15 protein-coding genes are annotated in these 15,505 nt (G+C 59.3%); 9 read left to right on the top strand and 6 right to left on the bottom strand.

Translation table 11 applies throughout. The features are described from left to right. Positions 1–896 precede the first annotated feature (896 nt). On the top strand, positions 897–1,739 hold the full coding sequence (locus KGA82_RS19455) for a helix-turn-helix transcriptional regulator (protein ID WP_223451932.1): 843 nt from the start codon (positions 897–899) through the stop codon (positions 1,737–1,739). A 60-nt stretch (positions 1,740–1,799) separates the two neighbouring features. Here KGA82_RS19455 and KGA82_RS19450 read toward each other — a convergent pair whose 3' ends face one another. Next, positions 1,800–2,309, bottom strand: a complete 510-nt coding sequence (locus KGA82_RS19450; RefSeq protein WP_008043932.1) for a YkgB family protein — start codon at positions 2,307–2,309, stop codon at positions 1,800–1,802. Between the two features lie 283 nt (positions 2,310–2,592). Here KGA82_RS19450 and KGA82_RS19445 point away from each other — a divergent pair, with 283 nt between their 5' ends. Beyond that, entirely contained in the window at positions 2,593–3,048 is a 456-nt protein-coding gene (locus KGA82_RS19445; protein ID WP_223451930.1) for a hypothetical protein, read from the top strand. 1,003 nt (positions 3,049–4,051) lie between these two features. Here the strand turns inward: KGA82_RS19445 and KGA82_RS19440 are convergent. Further along, entirely contained in the window at positions 4,052–5,638 is a 1,587-nt protein-coding gene (locus KGA82_RS19440; protein ID WP_223451928.1) for a winged helix-turn-helix domain-containing protein, read from the bottom strand. Between the two features lie 233 nt (positions 5,639–5,871). Here KGA82_RS19440 and KGA82_RS19435 point away from each other — a divergent pair, with 233 nt between their 5' ends. From KGA82_RS19435 to KGA82_RS19420, 4 genes are all read left to right on the top strand, one after another. Next, complete coding sequence (locus KGA82_RS19435; protein ID WP_207286580.1) at positions 5,872–6,615, top strand: SDR family oxidoreductase; 744 nt, start codon at positions 5,872–5,874, stop codon at positions 6,613–6,615. A 45-nt stretch (positions 6,616–6,660) separates the two neighbouring features. Next, a complete protein-coding gene (locus tag KGA82_RS19430; RefSeq protein ID WP_008042324.1) occupies positions 6,661–7,071 on the top strand; it encodes a cupin domain-containing protein in 411 nt (136 codons plus the stop codon). A gap of 98 nt (positions 7,072–7,169) precedes the next feature. Further along, a complete protein-coding gene (locus KGA82_RS19425) occupies positions 7,170–8,267 on the top strand; it encodes an HlyD family secretion protein (protein ID WP_223451926.1) in 1,098 nt (365 codons plus the stop codon). Next, positions 8,264–9,859, top strand: a complete 1,596-nt coding sequence (locus KGA82_RS19420; protein ID WP_223451923.1) for a DHA2 family efflux MFS transporter permease subunit — start codon at positions 8,264–8,266, stop codon at positions 9,857–9,859. Before KGA82_RS19425 ends, KGA82_RS19420 begins: the two co-directional genes overlap by 4 nt. 83 nt (positions 9,860–9,942) lie before the next feature. Here KGA82_RS19420 and KGA82_RS19415 read toward each other — a convergent pair whose 3' ends face one another. Further along, the gene (locus tag KGA82_RS19415) at positions 9,943–10,344 is read right to left on the bottom strand and encodes a hypothetical protein (RefSeq protein WP_008030819.1); all 402 of its coding nucleotides are present in this window, start codon (positions 10,342–10,344) and stop codon (positions 9,943–9,945) included. Between the two features lie 219 nt (positions 10,345–10,563). On the opposite strand from KGA82_RS19415, the gene KGA82_RS19410 reads away from it, so the two are divergent. Beyond that, the gene (locus KGA82_RS19410; protein WP_223451934.1) at positions 10,564–12,111 is read left to right on the top strand and encodes a T6SS phospholipase effector Tle1-like catalytic domain-containing protein; all 1,548 of its coding nucleotides are present in this window, start codon (positions 10,564–10,566) and stop codon (positions 12,109–12,111) included. Then, the gene (locus KGA82_RS19405) at positions 12,111–12,761 is read left to right on the top strand and encodes a DUF2931 family protein (RefSeq protein WP_223451921.1); all 651 of its coding nucleotides are present in this window, start codon (positions 12,111–12,113) and stop codon (positions 12,759–12,761) included. Before KGA82_RS19410 ends, KGA82_RS19405 begins: the two co-directional genes overlap by 1 nt. Positions 12,762–12,823: 62 nt before the next feature. Here KGA82_RS19405 and KGA82_RS19400 read toward each other — a convergent pair whose 3' ends face one another. Both KGA82_RS19400 and KGA82_RS19395 read right to left on the bottom strand, forming a co-directional pair. Further along, entirely contained in the window at positions 12,824–13,516 is a 693-nt protein-coding gene (locus KGA82_RS19400; protein ID WP_223451919.1) for an RES family NAD+ phosphorylase, read from the bottom strand. Next, entirely contained in the window at positions 13,510–13,914 is a 405-nt protein-coding gene (locus tag KGA82_RS19395) for an antitoxin Xre-like helix-turn-helix domain-containing protein (RefSeq protein ID WP_008037849.1), read from the bottom strand. Before KGA82_RS19395 ends, KGA82_RS19400 begins: the two co-directional genes overlap by 7 nt. A gap of 132 nt (positions 13,915–14,046) precedes the next feature. Between KGA82_RS19395 and KGA82_RS19390 the strand changes: the two genes are divergently transcribed. Further along, entirely contained in the window at positions 14,047–14,439 is a 393-nt protein-coding gene (locus tag KGA82_RS19390; RefSeq protein WP_223451917.1) for a GFA family protein, read from the top strand. Positions 14,440–14,551: 112 nt separating this feature from the next. Here KGA82_RS19390 and KGA82_RS19385 read toward each other — a convergent pair whose 3' ends face one another. Continuing rightward, entirely contained in the window at positions 14,552–15,409 is an 858-nt protein-coding gene (locus KGA82_RS19385) for a hypothetical protein (protein ID WP_223451915.1), read from the bottom strand. Positions 15,410–15,505: the final 96 nt, after the last annotated feature.

Raw genomic sequence — 15,505 nt, 5'->3', positions numbered from 1 at the left:
CCCTCGCTCCGGTCCTGCTCCGTGGGCCCGCCGCCATCGGCCATCCCTGGCCGGGGGCGGCTAACCCGGCATCCATGCCGGGTTGCCCACTGCGCAGAACCTCCACTCGGCCTCTCGAGGGGGCGTGTACCTCAAGATCAAAAGCTGAAGGCGAGCTAACGCTCGGCCTGATGAGTGGTGGAAATCAAAAGCGTATGGGATTCCCTGTAGGAGCCGGCTTGCCGGCGAAAAACGTCTGGGCGACGCGTTCATTCAGACAGTACGCGTTATCGTTGACGTGCATCGCCAGCAAGCTGGCTCCTACAGGGTAAATGCAGATGTGTCTGGATAAATACGATCAACCGTAGGAGCCGGCTTGCTGGCGATAGCGTCCGTCCAGTCAATAAATGCGCCGACTGACCCACCGCCATCGCCAGCAAGCCGGCTCCTACAGGGGATCGGTGTACATATCCGGAATGAGTGACCGCAGCAGTGAAGGCGAGCGCGTACGGTTATAGAGACAGGTCGGCTGGCAGGCCGCCTCGCTTTGGCTTTTGCTTGGCTTTTGATTTTGATCTGCCCCGTCGGAAGGCCGAGTGGAGGTTCTGCGTAGTGGGCAACCCGGCATGGATGCCGGGTTAGCCGCCCCCGGCCAGGGATGGCCGATGGCGGCGGGCCCACGGAGCAGGACCGGAGCGAGGGCATGGCGAGCCTTAGCGAGCCACCGTACGTCAGGGGCGCGGGCGCTTGGTTACTTGGCGCTTCTCCAAGTGACCCGCCGTAAGGGCGGAACCAATAGCCGCCGTTACCGCAGCAACGGATATGTACACCATCAAAAAATTGCTATCACCAGACTAAGCAGCCGTTACCGAAGCAACGGATATACACCCAGTCAAAACCACTCCAAGAGAATACCCATGGATCGCCTGTCTACGTTGTTTTCGCAGTTCGGCGTACGCGCACACCTGTTTTACAACGGCAGGCTGTGCGGTATGGCGGCGTACGATGGCGCCGACCAGCGTGGTCATATTCACCTGCTGCAGGCCGGTACCGTCACTTTGCGAGGCGGCGAGCGCAAGGACCTGCTCCTGACGCAACCCAGTCTGATTTTTCTGCCACGCCCAAGCCGGCATCAACTGTTCGCCGGTGAGCCCGAGGGCGCTCAACTCCTGTGTGCGTCAATGGAGTTTGAGGGCGGGGTCGATAACCCGTTGTCTGCCTCGTTACCCGATTGCCTGGTGCTGTCCCTGGAAGAGTTACCGCAGCTGGCCGATACGCTGCGATGGATGTTCGTTGAAGCGGCAGCCGGACATTGCGGCAGGGAAGCGGCGCTGGATCGCTTGTTCGAATTACTGATCATCCTGCTGTTTCGACATCTGCTCGATCATCATCAGCTGCGGACCGGCATGATGGCCGGGCTCGCGGATTCGCGACTGGCGCGCTCGCTGGTGCAAATGCACAACGCACCTCACCGTGCCTGGTCGGTGGCGGAACTGGCGAGCGAGTCGAACATGTCGCGTGCGGCCTATGCCGTGCACTTCCGGGCCGTTATAGGGCAGACACCGGCGGACTATCTGTTGAGCTGGCGTATCAGCCTGGCGCAGAAGCGTTTGCGTGAAGGACGGCCGATTACGCTGATCGCTGCGGAAGTCGGTTATGAAAGTCCTTCGGCACTTGCTCGCGCGTTTCGTCGCAAGACGGGCTACAGCCCTCGGGACTGGCTGAAAGATTTGGCGGGAGAGGGGGACGGACTTTCTTGATGGGGCATGGCCTGAAAACATCGAATTGCTTCAGGCCATCCCAAGAGAAGGATCATCGATTCAGCGGTTTTCCAGCGCGGTTAATGAATGGCCGGCCACGAAGATGGAGGCGGCAAGCAACCCGATGTCTTTCAGGAGAAACTGGCCCGGTGCAACCGAAATGGCCGGGAAGCCGAGGCTGGGTTCGATCACTCCTGGTGTCGACAACATAAAGCTCAACGTCGTGAAAAACAGCCCGGCTGACAACGCGCCACCGATCAATGAAAGCTTGGGTGACAGCAGTCGACCTGCAATAAGAGCGCCGATCGAGACTTCCAGGACACCGAGTAAACTGGAGAAGGTATCGACGCTGAAAATGTTGTAGACCCAACCCAGGAAAGGGCTATTGCTCACCAGCGGAACCAGGCCTTGCGCTTCGTAGTGAGTGAATTTCATGCCACCGAACCAGAAGTAGATCACGGCGAGGGCAAAGTACGCTCCGTAAGTCCCAATCGCTGTGGTTTTGCTCCCGAGCGATGATTGTCCAGAGGCGGTATTGGTTTTGTAGTTCTCGATGCTTAAGGTTTTCATGAGTCAGGCTTCCAATAGTGGGGTGGCGATACCTTTCACAACACAACGCGGTGTGCGTTGGGAGTGGAGACAGTGTTGCCTTTGATGCCGCGCTATTGGGTTCTGAACGTATTGAGTCCGATGCAGATCGTCTTGACTCATTGTTGGTGCTGAATGAGAAGGGCCTCGACGCTCATCCTCTCGCGGTGGAGGCCGGACTTGTTTTACCATTCGGGCCCACCTGCTCAAGTGGCACGCGACCCGATGGTTGCGCGTCGTATTCAAATGGAAGGATCCCTGCGTCATGTCCAATTTGTTGTTTCGCAAGCTCGCCTTGTCCAGCCTTCTCTTGCTCGCCGGTTGCGCTGCATCAACCCCGAATGCTCCGATTCCCGTCAAGTCCAAGGCCATTGAAGCTTTCACCGACATCTGCCTGAAGACTGCGCCATCGTTCGCTGGTTCGGCCGAAGCCGCCAAGCGTTACGGTATCGATGATCTGCAGGATATGGGCTTTACCCGTATCGGCTTCACGGCTGACAAAAACCTTGCGGTGCAGTTGTCTGCGAAAGAGTGTGTGGTCACGACTCCGAGCCAGTCCGACGATAGCCTGACCCGACAATTGCTGAGCGCTGTGCAGCCATATTCGCAGACAGCGGTGGCGGATCGTGTGCCGTCGAAGGTTAGCCTGCAGGGCGCAAACTTCATTCTTCAGCATGACCGTAATGGTGGTGAGGCTTACGTGCTGTTGCGCAATAACTGAGCTGCGGTTTTTTAGCCTGCGGGGGAGTTGGATTTGGGTATGGTGTACATATCTGTTGCTGCGGTAACGGCTGCTATCGGTTTCGCCCTTACGGCGAGTCACTTGGAGAAGCGCCAAGTAACCAAGCGCTTTTGCCCCTTTCGTTCGGTGCCTCGCCTAGGCTCGGCATGCCCTCGCTCCGGTCCTGCTCCGTGGGCCCGCCGCCATCGGCCATCCATGGCCGGGGGCGGCTAACCCGGCATCCATGCCGGGTTGCCCACTACGCAGAACCTCCACTCGGCCTCTCGAGGGGGCGACTACCGCCACAGCCGCCGAGGCGGCCTGAAAGCCGACCTGGCTCATTTGCGTACGCGTTCTGCTTCACTGCTGCGTTCACTCATTCCGGACATGAACACCGATCCCCTGTAGGAGCCGGCTTGCTGGCGATAGCGTCCGTCCAGCCAATACAAACGTCGACTGACCCACCGATATCGTCGGAACGCCGCCCGCATCAAGCCGGCTCCTACAGGGGGGATCGTATTTTTCCAGACACCTATGCATTTCCCTTGTAGGAGCCAGCTTGCTGGCGATGGACGTCAACGATAACGCGGGCTGTCTGAATGAACGCGTTGCCCGGTCGTTTTTCGCGGGCAAGCCTCGCTCCTACAGGGAATCGCGTTTGCTTTTGCTTCTCACCACTCATCAGGCCGAGCGTTAGCTCGCCTTCAGCTTTTGATCTTGAGGTACACGCCCCCTCGAGAGGCCGAGTGGAGGTTCTGCGCAGTGGGCAACCCGGCATGGATGCCGGGTTAGCCGCCCCCGGCCATGGATGGCCGATGGCGGCGGGCCCACGGAGCAGGACCGGAACGAGGGCATGCCGAGCCTAGGCGAGGCACCGAACGAAAGGGGCAAAAGCGCTTGGTTACTTGGCGCTTTTCCAAGTGACTCGCCGTAAGGGCGAAACCATAAGTGGCCGTTACCGCAGAAACGGATATACCCCCAAGCGAAGTGACCCGCACCACACTCACTCAGGCAACCCAGCCATCCGCAACCCCTGCGCAAAACGAGCAAGATCCTCTGGCTGCTGAATAGGCAGCCATTCTTTCAAATTGGAAACACGCAATGCAGGATCCAGCTCGCGCAAGCGCTGCATCGCCTGCTTCGCCTTATTCATTTGTCCCCTCAGCGCATGACTGGCCGCCAGCAGCGCGACCGGAGGCAGCAGGGTGGGCAGGTTGCGCAATGCCTTATCCGCCCAGTCCGTCGCACAGTCGTAGCGCCCGGCAACGAAGTGCGCGAGCGCCATACCCACCTGCATCCTGAACATCTCCGGGTCCAGCGGGCTCAAGCGCACGGCATGGGTCAAAAACTCGATGGCGGCGTCTGTTTCACCGCGCAGTGCACGCAAAATACCGCCCAAAAACCAGGCAGGAGCGAGGTTCGGATTGAGCAGGCGCGCCCTGTCGAGCAGGGCAATGCCGCCATCGACATCACCGGTGAGATGGGCCAGCGCATGCCCGCTTCGCGTCAACGCCACCGCATCGTCCCGACCAAGCGCCATGGCCAGTCGCGCCAGCCGCGCACCTTCGGCGATCTCTTGAGGTCGATCGGTCATCCAGCCATTCAACTTGCGCCAGAAATGACACCACGCCGCCATGCCATAGGCCGACGCAAACTCCGGGTCGAGTTCGATGGCCTTGTAGAACATCACCAGCGCCTCCTCGATGGCTTCCCGTGTGCCATTGTGCAGTTTCGCCATTCCCCGCAGGTAATAGTCGTAGGCGCAGAGGCTTTCCGTCGGCTTGCGCTTGGCCCGTTCGATTTCCGCCCGTTCAAGCTGCGGCGCGATGGCACCGACGACGCTTTCAGTGATTTGATCCTGTAACTCGAAGATGTCGTCGAGCGTGCCTTCGAAGCGCTCCGCCCAGAGATGCGTTCCGGTCGTTGCATCAATCAGTTGCCCGGTGATGCGCACCCTGTCACCGGACCTGCGCACGCTGCCTTCCAGCACGTAACGCACGCCGAGCTCCTGGCTGACACCCTTGACGTCTACCGCCCGGCCTTTGTACGTGAAGCTCGAATTGCGCGCGATCACGAACAGCCAACGGATCCGCGACAGGGCGGCGATGATGTCTTCAACCACGCCGTCGGCGAAGTAATCCTGTTCCGGGTCGCCGCTCAGGTTCTGGAAGGGCAGGACAGTGATCGAGGGTTTGTCCGGTAGCACGAGGGGTTCATTCCGCTCGGCGGGCACACCTGCGCCGATATCGTGTCCGTCAGGTTGCCGGGCCTCGGCGGTCTCGCCTGCCTCGACCTGGCCAATGAAGCGGTAACCCTTGCGCGGCACTGTGCGAACCAGGCGCTGTTCCTCACCGGTATCGCCGATGGCCTTGCGTACCGCATTGATGTGGCTGGTGATCGTCGATTCCGAAACCACCCGGCCGCTCCACACTGCCCTGAGCAAGTCATCCTTGCTGACGACGCGATCGCGCTGGCTGACGAGCTGCAGCAGTAAATCGAAAACCTGTGGCCCGATGGGCACGACTTGCCCGCGCAAGGTGAGTTCCCGGCGCTCTTGATCGAGCACGTAGTCTTCAAACACGAATGGCAAGGTGAGTATCCCCTGGTCGAGCGGGTAATGGGTACGAGCAGTCGATAATACGGCAGCGCGTAACCGGCTGCACCGCCGAGTCAGGATGACATTCAAACGGCGGTTTTTTTGGACGAAAAACCAAGCGTGAGCGAAGGTAAATCCAAGGCCTGCGCAAGGACTTCGCTTACGCACGGGGGCACTCTTTACTCACACCGACAGCAATGGTTGCCGTCGTGAAGCGGAGAGAACCCATGAAGATCGTCGTCATTGGAGGCACTGGCCTCATCGGATCGAAACTTGTGAACAACCTCCGCGAGCGCGGCCATGACGTGCTCGCAGCCGCCCCCAGTACGGGCATAAACAGCATCACCCGCGAAGGCCTGGCCGAAGCGATGGATGGCGCTGATATCGTCGTCGATGTGGCGAACGCGCCGTCGTGGGAAGACCAGGCTGTCCTCGACTTCTTTGAAACTTCGAGCCGCAACCTGCTGGCGGCTGAAGCGGCCGCCGGCGTTCGTCATCACGTGGCCCTGTCAATTGTCGGTAGCGAACGGCTTCCCGAGAATGGCTATTTCCGGGCCAAGGTCGCCCAGGAAAACCTGATCAAGGCGTCCAGCATTCCTTACACCATCCTGCGGGCTACGCAGTTCTTCGAATTTGTCGGCGGTATCGCGCAATCGGCCGCCGTCGGTGAGGAGATTTGCCTTTCGCCCGCGCTGATCCAGCCACTGGCGTCCGACGACGTAGTGGCGGCGCTGACGGAGGTCACGCTGCAAACACCGGTCAACGGCACGCTCGAAGTCGCGGGGCCCGAGGCCATGCCGCTGGACGAACTGGTCAGGCGCTTTCTGCGGGCAACCGGGGACTCCCGCAAAGTCGTTCCGGACGTGCACGCACGCTACTTCGGCGCGGTGCTCGACGATCAGTCGCTGACCCCCGGCAAGCACCCGCGCCTGGGCGCGATTCGTTTCGAGGACTGGCTCGCCCGGTCCTGACGCCGGGTTGTGCCCTCATCAAACAGACGCATAAGGAGATTTGCCATGTTCACCCGATATCTTCTGGCCGCTGCTTTTGCAGCGCTCTCGATCACCGCGTCGGCCGACGACAAACCCGCGGGCAAGGTGACGGTCGTGTTCGACCGGCCCATTCCCAATATCCCCGGCAAGAGTATGAAAGGCGTGGTTGTCGAATATGGGCCTGGTGCCGCGTCGCCGGCCCACACCCATCCGAAAACGGCCTTCATTTATGCAACGGTCCTGGAAGGCTCGTTTCGCATCAAAATCAAAGACAAGCCGGAAAAGATCTACAACGTCGGCGAAAACTTCGTAGAGGAGCCGGGCTCCGTGCACGAAGTCAGCGCCAATGCCAGCGATACCCAACCTGCGCGTTTGCTGGCGGTGTTCGTCCTCGATTCCGATGAAAAGGTGCTCGTCACGCCCATCGGCAAGTGACCTCATACACGCGCTGATCGACGCGCGATAGCCGGGCGGCAGGCCACTGCCGCCCTTTGGCTGTTGCGTTTCCCGGCATTGAACAGGTAATGAGAGAAATGAACTCGCTCCAGGACAAGGCCGCCATTGCCGCCGGCGCAAGCGCCGAAATCCCTGTCGCCGTGACGCGCCGCAGCAAGAAAAAAACCATCGGCCGGTTGCTGTGCGTCGCCGCCGTTCTGGTCCTGGCTGCCGGAGGGGCCGTGGCTGTTTTCAGCGGCACGACCTCCACCGATAATGCTTATGTGCGCGGCGACGTGACCTCGCTCGCCGCCAAAGTGGCCGGGTACATCACGTCGGTAGAGGTCGAGGATAACCAGACCGTCCGGGCGGGTGATGTCCTGTTTCGCATTGATGACCGAGACTACCGCGCACGGTTGGCGCAAGCCGTGGCGAATGTCAGTGCGGCCCAGGCTCGCCTGAGTCATGTCGATGCCCAGACCCAGCTTCAACGGGCCCTGATCCGCCAGGCCGAAGCCCAGAGGCGTTCAGCTTCCGCCGAGATGAATCTGGCGACCAAGACCCATGATCGCAACCGCAAACTGATCGTCAGCAACGCGGTCAGCCACGCCCTTGTCGATGAAACCGCCGCCGCACAATCCAGAGCCGAGGCGACGGTATCGGCCGCCTCGGCATCGGTCGAGGCGCAACAGCAACACATCGCCGTGCTGGTCACCGAGCGCGAAGCAGCCGTTGCGGCGGTGAATCAGGCGCAGGCGGCGCGGGATCTCGCCCAAATCGATTTCGACAGCACCGTGGTCCGCGCGCCTGTCGATGGCGTTATCGGTAACCGCCAGGTCCGCGTCGGTCGGTATGTGACGACGGGCGTGTCGTTGCTCGATATCGTGCCGGTCCATGATGTGTGGGTCGTGGCGAACTTCAAGGAAACCCAACTTGAGCATATTCGTCCCGGTCAACGGGTTCGCATCACGGTTGACGGCTATCCGAACGAGGCACTTGAAGGCGTGGTCGACAGCTTTGCACCGGGCAGTGGTTCGGCATTCAGTTTGCTGCCTACGGATAACGCGACCGGCAACTTTGTTCGTGTCGTCCAGCGGGTGCCGGTGAAAATCCTGTTGGCCCACAACCCGTTGCCGGGCCGCATCGTGCCGGGCCTGTCTGCGCGAGTCGAGGTTGCGCAAGGAAGTGGCTCGTGAGCACGGTGGCCACCGCCACGCCGGGCAATACCAGCGTGACGAACGGCCTCCTGCTCATGGTGGGCATCCTGCTTGCCGCGCTGACGGAAGCGCTCGCTGGCACCGTCCTCTCGCTTGGGCGCAGCGACATCATCGGCGATACCTATGCAACGCCCGATGAGTTCGCCTGGCTGGACATTGGCTACACCGCGTTCAAGCTGATCGGGTTCATGACCGCTCCTTGGTTGATGAACCGCTTCGGGCCGCGTCAGGTCCTCATCAGCGCTACTTTGGTCATGGGCCTGGCGTGCGCCATTGCCGCGATGACGGCTCGGCTGGATCTGCTGGTAGCGCTTCGAGTTATCCAGGGCTTCGCCGGCGGCACGCTGCTGGTCGGGGGGCAGGTGATCATCTTTCGCGCCTGGCCGCGATCACATCAACCCATCCTTCAGGCACTGTTCGCCATGGGCGCGGTTGTCGCGCCCGCCACCCTCGCGCCGGCCCTTCAAGGATGGTTGATCGATAGCCAGTCATGGGCCTGGATTTTCTTCAGCGTTGTTCCGCTCGCCCTGGCGGCCAGTGGATTTTTGCTGACCGCCAACGCCCCGATGCCGACCAAGACACGGCATCGTCCGTTTGACGGGGTCGGCTTCTGCCTGATCTGCGTCACCTTGTTGTGTTTTACCTATGTGCTCAGCCAGGGCAGCCGATGGGACTGGTTCGAGGAACCGCGCATCCTGTGGCTGACCGTGATGGGGGCCGCCGCGCTGCTGGCTTTTCTAGGTCAGCAGCTGTTGAGCAAAGGCCAGGGTGTTCTCGATTTCACCCTGTTCAAATCGAACGATTTTACCTTCGCCTTTATCGTCAGTTTTGTCGCCGGTGCGGCCTTGTTCGGCAGTGCGTTCCTGATTCCGGCGTTTGCACTTTCGGTCCTTGCGTTCACACCCACCGATGCCGGCCAGCTGCTGTTGCCCAGTGGCGCCTTTTTTATCGGGGCGTTGCTCATTTCGGCCTGGCTCATGCAGGCCCGCCGCGTTCCGCCGTTCGCCACCGTGCCCTTCGGCATCCTGATGATCATGGTTGCGATGTGGATGCTGTCCGGTTCCACCCATGAAAGCGGCGCCGACGACATGATGGCGGCCATCCTGTTGCGCGGGTTGGGTCTTGGTTTTCTGTTTCTGTCGATCACCCTGATCGCGTTCAGTGACCTCAACAGGCGCAACCTCGCCAGCGGCATAGGGCTTTTTAATACGGGGCGCCAGTTGGGTGGCCTGATGGGCGTCGCAGGGCTTCAGACGCTGATTGAGCATAACGTTGTCGCCAACTCGGTGGTCCTTGGCGCCAGCGTCACTCCGGGCGGGGGCGCGGTCATCGAACGGCTGACCACCACGACAGCGATGTTGTCGGCCAAAGGAATGGATGCAGTGGCTGCGGGTCGGGCGGCGATGAGCCTTCTGGGTCGTACCGTCACAGGTCAGTCCACTGTGATTGCCTTCGAAAGCGCCTTTGTTGCAGTGACGCTGCTTTTCGCAGTCGCCGCGCCCATGCTGGTCGGCATCAAAATCGGGTTGGGGCGATACGCGAAGCGGCGTGCTGCGGTGTCAACTCAATGAAGGCCACTCATTTGTTTGACGCAAGAAAAAGCCCGGCTGATTAGGCCGGGCTTCTCGTTGAGTACCGCGATAGAGCTATTCATTCATACAGCGCGGCTTTCGATCAGACGGTCGGAACCACCTTCGGCAACGCGGTTTTCGATCAGACGGTCGGAACCACCTTCGGCGACGCGGTTTTCGATCAGACGGTCGGAGCCACCTTCGGCAACGCGGTTTTCGATCAGACGGTCGGAGCCACCTTCGGCGACGCGGTTTTCGATCAGGCGGTCAGAGCCACCTTCGGCAACGCGGTTTTCGATCAGGCGGTCGGAACCACCTTCGGCTACACGATTTTCGATCAAACGATCCGAACCACCCTCAGCCACACGGCTTTCAATCAAACGATCCGAGCCGCCTTCAGCGACAACCGGGTGAGCGGACGAAGCGGCAAAAGCGTTAACTGCAAAAACCGAGAAAGCGATGCTGAGGAAGAGTTGGCGTTTCATGGTGGTGTGCTCCGGGGTGTAGTTGTTTGGTATGGAGGCGATGTTACGCCGCGGAATTTTTAAGAGAACTTCATTGAATTAATGGTGACCATTGACGAAACCAATACATGGAAGAAGGTCCATGTTGTCCCAGTGATGGCATCTGGCTACGCGTTGCTTGATTGGATCCACAGTGGCACCCTCAGCGCCCGTTGCACCAAGGAGCCAGGTGATCAAGGAATGAGTGGATACGTACCCAACCTCCCGAAAAACTTCCGATACGACGAAGCCAAACCCGTCGACATCCACGCCAGACGCTGGGCCGAGTACGAGAAATACGGCAAGGCACCGGCGGCAGCGAAGGAGAAAGTCCGCGTCGCATTGCGCATTGGCGTGTTCTTCGACGGGACGCTGAACAATGCGAGCAACTCGGCTTCAGGATTGCTGTGTGGCGCCCATCATCCGATTTTGCCTGCGGATGTAGATGCGAGCTGCAAGCCGTATATGGCGGATCCGGAGGGGAGTTATGGGAATGATGTGAGTAATGTTTTCAAACTATACGAGCTCTACCCGACATCGGAAGTCGCCGGAAACGATGCGTCGTCCAAACTCGTACAGCGCAGCCTCTACGTTGATGGGATCGGCACCGATGCGGCCGCCGAAGACAGCTTGGGGGCCGCGGCGACCGGGCGAGGAGATGCAGGTGTAGCAGGGAAGGTACAAAAAGCGTTTGTCGCCATGAAAGCACTGATCAAGGAAGCGATTGATCGTAATCCTGACGGCGAGATTACATCGCTCACATTCGACACCTTTGGGTTCAGTCGAGGCGCTGCCGCTGCCCGACATTTCGCCAACGAAATCGTACGTTGCAAACTGGGACCTTTAGGTGAAGTGCTTCGCAGCAACCCCAAGGGCTTCAGCTCCAGTTTCGATGCCCAGTACAACAGCGAAATCATCATGGGCTTCATTGGCCTGTTTGATACCGTGCCCTCGGTCGCAGGGGTCACAAACTTAGGTAACATTCAAAGTCCCGTGGCGCCGGGGATCAAGCTCTACCTTGACCGCAAGTACTTTACCGATGTCATTCAATTGACTGCACGGGACGAGCGTCGGGCCAACTTTGCGTTAAGCACAGTTATTCCTGCGCACACCGAAATACCCGTTCCCGGCGTGCATTCGGATGTCGGTGGGGGGTACCGGGAAGAAGTGGAAGAGTGCGTGTTGGTCAGCCCCATGCAGGCCCTTACGATGCACCAGGGAACCGATATTCAAACCACTTCGATTTATCGTGATGCTCAGCAGCAGAAAGCGAGTTGGATAGCCAATGGTTGGCCAGAAGCAATGCTGGAAATCGTGACTCCGAAACCGACCCCACTTCCGAGAGAAGATCAGGCATCGGGGGGCAAACAGGTGCGCGCGTATGCAGGGTTGCAGCTCAAGCGCCCGGTCAGTGGCAAGCTGTCGGTGGTGTATCTGCACTTGATGCATAAATTGGCGAGGGAGAAGGGCGTGCAGTTTGGTGTGATCGACGAAAACGATCCCGCAAACAGCTTGCCTTCTGAACTACAGCCTTTTTGCGACAGGGTTCTTTCCGGAAACTACGAGCCAACAGCTGAAGAAGAAAAAATATTGAAGCTCAAATACGTTCACATGTCTGCCAACTGGAGTAATCCTGTAGGCGCGAGTCGGGAGCGAGGTGTGACCATTCGCTATACCAACGCGCCGACTGAAAGTGGAGTACGTGTGCGCCATCCTCATGTGCCGGACTCTAGCTGGAGAGTGTTTTGATGCGTGCTTTGGTTTTATTATTTGGCCTGTGGTTGGTGGCTGGGTGTCAGGCGTCAGACACTCTCCCAAAAAGCGAGCTCACCAGAAAATGGTGGAGTCTTAGCTTCAACCAGCCGAATTACATGAAGGTTTGGGTCGAAGACAGTCAGGTCGAAGACATCAACGGCAAATTGTTGCGCCGAACAGGTGGCGGAACGGCGGCGGGAAACGAGCCGGAAGACGGTATGGAGTCCGCTCGGGGTTGGGGGCAAATTACCGGAGGAATTCGGGAAGTCGTAGGGGCCGATTTGCCAAAGCGTATCTATGTTCGCTGGCAGTCTGTGGTGGAGTCAAAAACCTACCGGGTCTGGATCGATATACCTGAAGAAGCCCGGCAAATCATGCGGGCGACAGTGAACGAGCCTTGCCCGACGACACCAGACGAACCTGCCGGTACGATTGCGTTGGTCTACGTTGGCCTGGCACCAGGAGGGATCGCACAGGTTTGGGTCTCGGACAAATGCATGAAGGCCGTAAAAGTTGCACGCGCCCAGGCCGAGGTTGAACCTCTGGGGCCACACCTTGGAAAATCAGGTGGTAACTATTACCCGTTGTCCGAGGCGTCCAAACGCTATGTCGAAAAATACGGCATCCCGTACGGCAGTTGGTAACCCCCACACAAACAAAAACGGGCGCCTATCAAGGCGCCCGTTTTCATTTCGGCATAACGCATTCAAGCCTCACTAATCTGACTGACACTCGTCACCTGCCCATTCCAGACCATCTCGTAATGCGCCGCCTGAATCACCGATAAAACCGGTTTCGGCGTCATCAGCGCCCAGCAATCACTGCCGTGCCTTCGCACCGAGTGGTAACGAAGACCAGGGCAACCCGCCTCTTTGACTGACTTCCCTAAACGACGGGAGTGCGTGTAATCGTCCGGATCGTAAACGGGGTCCGTCATCGAAAGGGAGGTCGCATCTTTCATCCCGGCTTCCACAAAAGAGCAGGACAACCCGCGGAAAACAAACCGCTCGTAGTTGAGGCTCGGGACGTTCGACCAGTACAGGCTCTGATGATGCTTCACTTCAGCCAGTGCCGTTTCCAGGGTGTCTGCCAGATACAACACCCCAAAACTGCCATCGCTGAACCGCGAGCCTGCCGGGTTGACGTGGGTAAAGGGGGCCGTCGCATAGGAGCAGCCCGGAATGCCGAACGGGATTTCACTGCGGCGAATCAGCTCAAGGCGACCCACTTCATTTTTAAGTCTCGGGTTGGTGAGTTCCTGGATCTGATACAGCACTTCAAACGCGTCCGCGTCCGCCACGTCATCAAACAAGGCCACCGGGGGGAACTTGGAATTGACCAGTCGATAGGCCTGCAATGGCTCGCCGGCAAGTGCTGCCAGTTCGCTCAGCCTCACCATTGCGCGCCCCGCAGCACGTCGATGCGCCGGAAGGTCTCATACAAGGAAATCATATCGCCCTGAGCCATGATCTCGAGCGGGGAGCGGCCGTTGAAGAATTCGTTGTCGTTGGCCATCGACGGGAAGCCGTAGACGTTTTCCGGGTTGTCGAACACCAGGCGCAGCGCCGCGTGGATGTTGAGCACGAAACTGATGCGCTGCATCTGGTCCGCGTCCAGCGCCACGGCCCAGTCGGGATCGCGTTGGCGGGCGCGGGTGTAGGTGCTGCGGGAGATGCGCAGGATACGGCAGGCCTGATCGCTGGAGGCGCGCCATTTATCGAGGATGCCGACAGCGGCGCGCAGGCCGGTTACGCACTGGCTTTTGGTGAAGGCTTGTTGCTGGAGGGCAACGGCCATGTTCATGACCTCAAATTGAATCTATAGATTCAAAATTAGGTAAAAAGCATCTGTAGAGCAAGTTCGTTGCGACCAGTGGTGGCTGCTATCGTAATAAGCCTTCCGGTCGCACGAATTCAGAGGAGGCGCACCATGGACTCTTTCACCGGCGGTTGCCTGTGCGGCAACGTGCGAATTGTGGCATCCGGGCGGCCATACCGGGTCGGCCTCTGTCACTGTCTCGATTGCCGCAAGCATCATGGCGCGCTGTTTCACGCCTCCGCGATATTTCCCGAGAGTGCGGTGACGATCACCGGCGAAACCCGCGACTATGCCGGGCGTTTTTTTTGTCCGCGCTGTGGCTCCTCGGTTTTCGCCCGCACCGACGACGAAGTTGAAGTGAACCTGGGATCGCTGGATGCCCCGGACCAACTGACGCCCACCTATGAAAGCTGGATCATTCGCCGCGAGCAGTGGTTGCCGCCGTTTCCGTTGACCCGCCGATACAAGCACGACCGCGAAGGCACGGGACGTTTTGAAGGGTAGCCCCCAAACCTGTAGGAGCCGGCTTGCTGGCGATGGCGGTGGGTCAGACGACGGCGTTGTTGACTGACAGTCCGCCATCGCCGGCAAGCCGGCTCCTACAGGATCGGCGGTGTCACGAAACCAGTGATTGCAGCTTTTTCATGATCCCGACGCTCGGATCTGTGTTTTTGGCTGAGCCGGATTTTTCGTTGTCGGATCCGTCCGTCACGATACCCGCGAGGATTTCAGCCAGGTTGTGGAAATGCCCGGTCTTCTTCTCGGCGGGGTCCAGGCTCGAGCTTTGATTAAGCGCCGCTTCCAGCGACAAATGCTGGGACAGCCACTCAGGCTTGGCTTTCTCTTCGGGGCTCATGTTGTCCATGAAATCCAGGGCGGCGCGGGCCCGACCGTAAGGGTCGTTGATAAACGGGTCTTTCCAGTTTTTTTGCTGGTCCGCCGGGCCACTGTAGTAACCGGTGGCGAGGCGCGCCTGTTGGCGCATCAAGGCTTGTGCCGAGGCTTGTTCCTCTGCGGTGAAGGTCCCGCCCTGATTGGTGGCGACGGCGTTCAGCGAGCGTCGATCGAGATCGCCCATCAACGCATTCCGGTCTTCATCGCTGCTGGTGTACGGTTTGCCGCTGGCTTTCATCAGCGCGTATTTTTCATCCATGCGCTTGCGGGCATCGGTGGCCACTTCGGCAAACGTCTTGTCCTTGGAACTGGAGACCGCGCCAGGCTTGGAGGCACCGAGGACGAGGGCGTCGGCGTTCATGCCCGAACGCACCGGGAAGAACGGCGCGTTGCCGGCGATTGAATTGCTGTAGGCGGTGGAGGTGCTGGACAGGCTCACCGAATCGTCGTTCGGTGTCTTGGCCGGATCATCCTGAGCCACGCGTTGCTGTTGCGCAGCCGCCGCAGCCTTCGCCTCGGCGGCAGAGGTGTAGGCCGACATCGCCGCATTCGTTGAAGTCGAAGTTGAGGCAGTGATCATTGTTCTTCCTTGACGAGAGAGGCTCGTAAATGGCCGCATTGGATCGCTTTGTATCGGACAAGATACGCAGTATTTGTGAACCTATCACTCATGCAT

This window comes from Pseudomonas sp. BF-RE-22 (assembly GCF_019956155.1).
Lineage (GTDB): Bacteria > Pseudomonadota > Gammaproteobacteria > Pseudomonadales > Pseudomonadaceae > Aquipseudomonas > Aquipseudomonas migulae.
This window is presented reverse-complemented; position numbering and strand designations above follow the sequence as displayed.

What these genes read in the sequence shown, in the direction of transcription:
- KGA82_RS19445 (WP_223451930.1), top strand. Translation starts at nt 2,593, where the DNA reads ATGTCCAATTTGTTGTTTCGCAAGCTCGCCTTGTCCAGCCTTCTCTTG.
- KGA82_RS19395 (WP_008037849.1), bottom strand. Translation starts at nt 13,914, where the DNA reads ATGGCCGTTGCCCTCCAGCAACAAGCCTTCACCAAAAGCCAGTGCGTA.
- KGA82_RS19400 (WP_223451919.1), bottom strand. Translation starts at nt 13,516, where the DNA reads ATGGTGAGGCTGAGCGAACTGGCAGCACTTGCCGGCGAGCCATTGCAG.
- KGA82_RS19425 (WP_223451926.1), top strand. Translation starts at nt 7,170, where the DNA reads ATGAACTCGCTCCAGGACAAGGCCGCCATTGCCGCCGGCGCAAGCGCC.
- KGA82_RS19430 (WP_008042324.1), top strand. Translation starts at nt 6,661, where the DNA reads ATGTTCACCCGATATCTTCTGGCCGCTGCTTTTGCAGCGCTCTCGATC.
- KGA82_RS19410 (WP_223451934.1), top strand. Translation starts at nt 10,564, where the DNA reads ATGAGTGGATACGTACCCAACCTCCCGAAAAACTTCCGATACGACGAA.
- KGA82_RS19455 (WP_223451932.1), top strand. Translation starts at nt 897, where the DNA reads ATGGATCGCCTGTCTACGTTGTTTTCGCAGTTCGGCGTACGCGCACAC.
- KGA82_RS19385 (WP_223451915.1), bottom strand. Translation starts at nt 15,409, where the DNA reads ATGATCACTGCCTCAACTTCGACTTCAACGAATGCGGCGATGTCGGCC.
- KGA82_RS19390 (WP_223451917.1), top strand. Translation starts at nt 14,047, where the DNA reads ATGGACTCTTTCACCGGCGGTTGCCTGTGCGGCAACGTGCGAATTGTG.
- KGA82_RS19435 (WP_207286580.1), top strand. Translation starts at nt 5,872, where the DNA reads ATGAAGATCGTCGTCATTGGAGGCACTGGCCTCATCGGATCGAAACTT.
- KGA82_RS19415 (WP_008030819.1), bottom strand. Translation starts at nt 10,344, where the DNA reads ATGAAACGCCAACTCTTCCTCAGCATCGCTTTCTCGGTTTTTGCAGTT.
- KGA82_RS19450 (WP_008043932.1), bottom strand. Translation starts at nt 2,309, where the DNA reads ATGAAAACCTTAAGCATCGAGAACTACAAAACCAATACCGCCTCTGGA.
- KGA82_RS19405 (WP_223451921.1), top strand. Translation starts at nt 12,111, where the DNA reads ATGCGTGCTTTGGTTTTATTATTTGGCCTGTGGTTGGTGGCTGGGTGT.